Origin of the sequence: Vibrio sp. 10N.222.48.A3 (assembly GCF_041475345.1) — a bacterium.
Lineage (GTDB): Bacteria > Pseudomonadota > Gammaproteobacteria > Enterobacterales > Vibrionaceae > Vibrio > Vibrio tasmaniensis_A.
In genome coordinates this window covers 1-6209 of the sequence record NZ_JBFRVX010000363.1, presented here as the reverse complement: position 1 = coordinate 6209, position 6209 = coordinate 1, and the positions used below count along the sequence as shown (strand labels likewise).

The following is a 6209-nucleotide window of genomic DNA, read 5'->3' as shown; positions in this document are numbered from 1 at the left end:
GGCACCCAGATGTGATGGCTTTTCACCAAGCACCTTTAGAGTTCGGTGGCCATGGGGCGCTACTGGTTTTACTTGCTATCCCAGATAAATAGCCATCGACTTGCTCTTTATTCTAAAAAGTACGTCCAGCACCTTGTCGTTTGGTCGAAATAATCCGTTAGAAACAACAAAGGGCATCTCAATAATCATGAGGTGCCCTTAAATTTATCTTGAGAAAACGGTCTCAGCTATGGATTAATGTTCCAAAGCAACTCGCCTTTTTGTTTTTCAAGGTCGAATTCAATACACGCGAGCCCTGAGGTTGGGAACATAGGTGGCGCCATGCCCGTCGCAAATTCAGCCGTTAAATAGCCCACTAGAGGTAAATGAGAAACAAATAAAATGGTCTCTAGCTTTTCTACTTCAGCCATTGCTATGGTCAAATCAAACACATCGTCAGACATTCCGTAAGGCGTAATATCATCACAGGTTTCTACTTTCTTTCCAGAAAACGCTTGAGAGATTTCTAACCACGTTTCTTGTGCCCTCAAGTATGGGCTCACAAGCACTTTATCGAACTGGCTAAACCCTTGCTCATTTGCAGCTTGAGCTACCGCAAGAGACGCCATTTTACCGCGCTTCGTTAACGCACGTTCTGCATCCGAGTTAGCAAAATGTTCTGCTTCACCGTGGCGCATTATGAATATTTTCATGTTCAGTCCTGTCTACGTAACATTTCGAAAGTCGATATATCCCATATCAGCGATACGCTACTTAGCGTTTGGCTCTCAAACTAGAGAAACCGCAGTCTATATAAATAATTATATCAAGTCACTTGCTAAAGAGTTCGACTTTCTTAACAATCTTATTAAAAGAAAATAAATCACTGATAAAAATCGATAAAAGTGATTTAGAAGTCGCCAAAAAGCACTTCATATCCCAAAATATGATCGCGAGGTTTGCACCTTAAATCATCGCGTACATAATTTAAAAACCACCTGCTCTGGAGATGCATCTGTGCATTTAAGCCCTAATGATGAACATCAATACCGTTACATAACATTGGATAACGGGTTGAGAGTACTGTTAGTTCACGATCAGAACGCTCAAAAAGCTGCAGCCGCACTCGCCGTTAATGTCGGGCATTTTGATGACCCTACAGACCGAGAGGGTTTAGCTCACTACTTAGAGCATATGCTATTTTTGGGAACTGAAAAGTATCCAAAGGTCGGAGAGTTCCAAAGTTTTATCAGCCAGCATGGCGGTAGCAACAACGCTTGGACAGGAACCGAACACACCTGCTTCTTTTTTGATGTTGAATTGAATGCCTTTGAAAATGCACTCGATCGCTTCAGCCAATTTTTTACCGCCCCCCTGTTCAACGAAGAAGCCTTAGACAAAGAACGCCAAGCCGTTGATTCAGAGTATAAAATGAAACTCAACGACGACTCGCGACGCTTGTACCAAGTGACCAAAGAATTGGTAAATCACTGTCACCCATTCTCGAAGTTTTCTGTCGGTAATATCGATACGTTGGGTGACCGAAACGGCGAGACGATTCGACAAGAGATCTTGGCTTTCCACCAGCAGCAGTACTCTTCAGACTTAATGACACTGACGCTGTCTGGTAATCAATCATTAGACGAGATGCAAAGTTGGGTTGAGGAGCGTTTTAGCTCGATTACCAACCACCAACTACAAGGCAAGAAGGTTGAAGTACCGATTGTTGGCGAATTAAGCACGGGGGTACAAGTACACGTTAAACCGATCAAAGAAGTGCGCAAACTTATCTTAACCTTCCCAATGCCAAGCATGGATGAACACTACGGTATTAAACCATTATCGTTCTTTGCACACCTTATCGGTTACGAAGGAGAAGGCAGTTTGATGATGCAACTCAAAGAGAAAGGCTGGATTACTTCCCTCTCCGCAGGTGGCGGCGCAAGTGGCAGTAACTATCGTGATTTCACAGTCAGTTGCTCATTAACCATCGAAGGTTTAACCAAAACCGATAACATCATCCAAGCGGTGTTCCAGTACATTAAGTTGATTGAACAACAAGGTATTGAAGAGTGGCGTTACCTCGAAAAACGGGCTGTTTTGGAATCAGCCTTCCGCTTTCAAGAGCCCTCAAGACCACTTGATGTCGTCAGCCATCTCGTTATCAACATGCAGCATTACCAAGAGCAAGATGTAGTGTATGGCGATTACAAAATGTCGCATTTCGACGAAGAGTTACAACGTTCTCTGCTTCCTTACTTAACCGTCGACAACATGCGGGTCACCATTGTTGCTCAAGGGTTCGAATATGACAGAGAAGCGAAATGGTACTTTACGCCCTATTCGCTCACACCATTTAGCGCTGAGCAAGTTCAATGCTTTACATGCATTAACCCCGGCTGGCAGTTTGAGCTCCCAAGCAAAAACCCATTTATTTGCTACGACTTAGACCCTGCAGAGCTCGAAGGTGACGCTAAGCACCCACAACTGTTAGAAGAGCTGGACGGCTTTAAGTTATGGCACCTCCAAGACCATCAATTTCGAGTTCCAAAAGGTGTGGTGTATATCGCTATAGATAGCCCACACTCAGTTGCCACCCCGAGAAACATCGTTAAAACACGCTTGTGTGTAGAGATGTTCTTAGACTCGCTTGAAAAAGATACGTATCAAGCTGAGATTGCTGGCATGGGCTACAACATGTATACCCATCAAGGTGGTGTCACACTTACTCTATCTGGATTTAGCGAGAAACAGCCACAGCTGCTCAATATGATTCTTGAACGTTTCCAAGCACGCGACTTTAGTTCAATACGATTCGAAACGATTAAGCATCAATTGCTCAGAAACTGGAATAACGCATCGCAAGACCGTCCTATCTCGCAGCTATTCAATGCGATGACGGGAATCTTACAGCCAAATAACCCGCCCTATTCCGTCTTAATTGAAGCGCTGGAAACAATAGAAGTCGACGAACTTTCTTCTTTTGTTCAAGCTATTTTGGCCGAACTGCATGTCGAAATGTTTGTGTATGGTGACTGGAAAAAAGCCGATGCGAACAAGATGGCTGAAACGCTAAAAGATGCCCTGCGTGTTCAAGATCAGGCTTACGAAGAGTCACTGCGCCCTTTAATCATGCTGGGTGATAACGGTAGTTTCCAACGCGAAGTGGTCTGTAATCAAGATGACTCAGCCATTGTGGTTTACTACCAATGTTCAGATATATCACCTACAAATATTGCACTGTATTCATTGGCCAACCACTTGATGTCAGCCACTTTCTTCCACGAGATTCGTACTAAGCAGCAGCTAGGCTATATGGTCGGCACTGGTAATATGCCATTGAACCGACACCCAGGTATTGTGTTGTATGTGCAATCGCCTAATGCAGCCCCAGCAGATCTGTTGGCTTCCATAGACGAGTTCCTCAATGCCTTTTACATGGTATTGCTAGAGCTTAACGACTATCAATGGCACAGCAGTAAACGCGGTCTTTGGAATCAAATTTCAACGCCAGATACCACCTTGCGTGGTCGTGCTCAACGCTTATGGGTTGCGATAGGCAATAAGGATTTGGAATTCAATCAGAGGGATCGCGTGTTAGAAGAGCTCAAAGGTCTGACTCGCTCAGACATGATGCGCTTTGTGGTTAGCCAACTAAAACCTCGTACAGCGAATCGTCTGATTATGCATGCGCACGGCAACGCTCATAATGAAGAAGAGAAGTTGTCGGCAGGTGTTGAGATTGGCTCAATTGATGAGTTTCAGTTGCGTCCTAAAGACTGTGAGCTTGGTTAGTCGTTGTTATTAAAAAGATCAGAAGGTTGATGTGAAAGCATCAACCTTTTTTATTGGGTGCAACACAAGAGCAGATCTCCTATTACGCTCCTTCGTCGCTTTAGGAGATGACGGTAGTTTTGATTGAGGTGTGTTGACCACCTTCCTAATCAACACAATAGCTTACTTTTTACATCTCAATCGTCATTCCCGAGAAGGAGGAACGACTGAATCGGGAATCTCCTTTCTTTTGCATACTCCCATAAAAATGAAGCCCGCATCAATTGCTTGATACGAGCTTTATAATCAAAGTGCTAGAAAGTTACTAATAGAAAGAGTTACTTGTAGAAAGACTCATCCAACCCAGCACGTGTCAGTAGGCCATCACATGGCGCAAAACGATCACCGTACTTCTTAGCGAAGTCGTTCATCATCTCTACCAGTGACTTAATACCAATTTGATCCATATAACGGAACGGACCACCAAGGAATGGCGGGAAGCCGATACCGAAAATAGCACCAATATCGCCATCTCGCGGGCTACGGATAATGCCATCATCCAAACAACGAACCGCTTCGTTGAGCATCGGTAACACACAACGCATTGCGATGTCGTTATCGCTTAGCTTAGGTTCAGGTTGCAGCTTAAGCAGTTTGTATACTGACTTATCGACTTCCTTCTTTTTACCTTTGTAAGTGTAAAAACCTTTGCCACTCTTACGGCCTTTACGGTTGTCATTCAAAAGAATGTCGAACACATCAGGACCTTGGAAACGCTCGCCTAATTCATTAACCAGAATCGGGATGATCTTCGCACCAATATCAACACCCACCTCGTCTAACAAAGTAATTGGGCCAACCGGGAAACCGAAGTCCACCAATGTGCTGTCGAGCTTTTCAATCGGCTCATTTGCCAATAACAGATGCGCCGCTTCATTCATGTATGGAGCAAGAATACGGTTCACATAGAAGCCAGCCGTATCTTTAACAACAATCGGCGTTTTACCTTGCTTTTTCGCTAATGCAACAACCGTCGAAATCGTCTCTTCTGACGTTGTTTCATGAGGGATGACTTCTACTAGCGGCATTTTTTCTGCCGGGCTGAAGTAGTGAAGACCAACCACGTTTTCTGGTCGCTGCGCTTTCTCTGCAATTTTGTGGATTGGCAGTGAAGACGTGTTGGTCGCAAAGATAGTCTCTGACTTAGCATTGGCTTCAATGTCTGCAACCATTGATTGCTTAAGGCCGAGATCTTCAAATACCGCTTCAATCACAACATCAGTATGGTTAAAGCTTGTAAAGTCGATACCACCAGAAAGCTGAAGCATCTTACTTTCAAGGCCAGCTCGGCTCAGAATACGACGTTTACGCTGCTTATCGAACAACTTGTAGTTGTAGTTAAGCGCATTGAGCACACCTTCATTAGACACATCTTTAATACGAACCGGTACTTTCGCTTTAGCAACACTGACGTGGCTGATACCAGCGCCCATAAGACCACCGCCCAGTACACCAACACGCTTAACCGCTTTTGGTTCTGCGTCTGCGCCATGTTCTTTTTTCATTTCAGTGGTGGCAAAGAAAATCGAACGAAGGGCTTTGGATTCTGCGGTCATCACCAATTCAGAGAAACGCTTCGCTTCGTACTGAAGACCTTTATCAAAGCCGTTCTCTAAGCCATAACGAATCACATCAAGAATCGCATCAGCGGCAGGGTAATTGCCGCGTGTTTTCTGATTGGTCTTCTTTGAAGCCTGTTCAAAAATAACCTTGCGACCAAGACCCGTACGTGAAATTATTTTTTCTTTGGCCGAAGCTTGGCTTTTAGACGCCAAGCGCTTACCTTTTTTCCCGCCTGAGTTCTTTTCAACAAAGCTCTTAGCAACTTCCAGCAAGATAGTTTCTGGCACACAAGCATCCACGACACCTAGCGATTTCGCTTTTTTAGCGCGCAGTTGCTTACCCGTAAGAATAAGGTCAAGAGAAGGCAGTAAACCGATAAGACGAGGAAGACGTTGCGTACCACCAGAGCCGGGTAACAGACCAAGCTGGACTTCTGGCAGACCTAAGCGAGTCTTATCTGAATCAGTACATACGCGGTAATCACACGATAGTGCCAGCTCTAAGCCACCACCTAAACATGGGCCGTGAATCGCTGCAACAACAGGATAAGGCAAATCAGAAAGTGCTTGGAACATCTCCTGCCCCTGGCGAGCAAGAGATTGCGCTTCATCTGCTGTCTTGCAAGCATCAAGCATTCGTACGTCAGCGCCAGCAATAAAATTATCTGGCTTCAATGAATGAACGATTAAGCCTTTAACTCGGCTTTGCTTTTCCTTCAACTGCTCGAAGATTGCTTTCATTTCTTCGGCAAACGCCGCTTGTAGCGTGTTCATTTTTTCGTTTGGTACATCGATCGCAAGCCATGCAATATCTTGGTCATCGATAGTTAAAGA

The 6209-nt window shown here is 44.6% G+C and carries 3 protein-coding genes and 1 pseudogene; 2 read left to right on the top strand and 2 right to left on the bottom strand.

The features are described from left to right. Positions 1-92 (top strand): annotated as a pseudogene (locus AB4653_RS11255) (endonuclease SmrB); the annotation flags it as partial. 135 nt (positions 93-227) lie between these two features. On the opposite strand, the gene sixA reads toward AB4653_RS11255, so the two are convergent. Continuing rightward, positions 228-692, bottom strand: coding sequence for a phosphohistidine phosphatase SixA (gene sixA / locus AB4653_RS11250; RefSeq protein WP_012603460.1), 465 nt, complete (start codon positions 690-692; stop codon positions 228-230). 304 nt (positions 693-996) lie between these two features. Between sixA and AB4653_RS11245 the strand changes: the two genes are divergently transcribed. Continuing rightward, a complete protein-coding gene (locus tag AB4653_RS11245; RefSeq protein WP_009848512.1) occupies positions 997-3774 on the top strand; it encodes an insulinase family protein in 2778 nt (925 codons plus the stop codon). A gap of 317 nt (positions 3775-4091) precedes the next feature. On the opposite strand, the gene fadJ is transcribed toward AB4653_RS11245, so the two are convergent. Continuing rightward, positions 4092-6209 (bottom strand): fatty acid oxidation complex subunit alpha FadJ (fadJ, locus tag AB4653_RS11240; RefSeq protein ID WP_372104182.1); only part of this gene is annotated, 2118 nt, incomplete at its 5' end.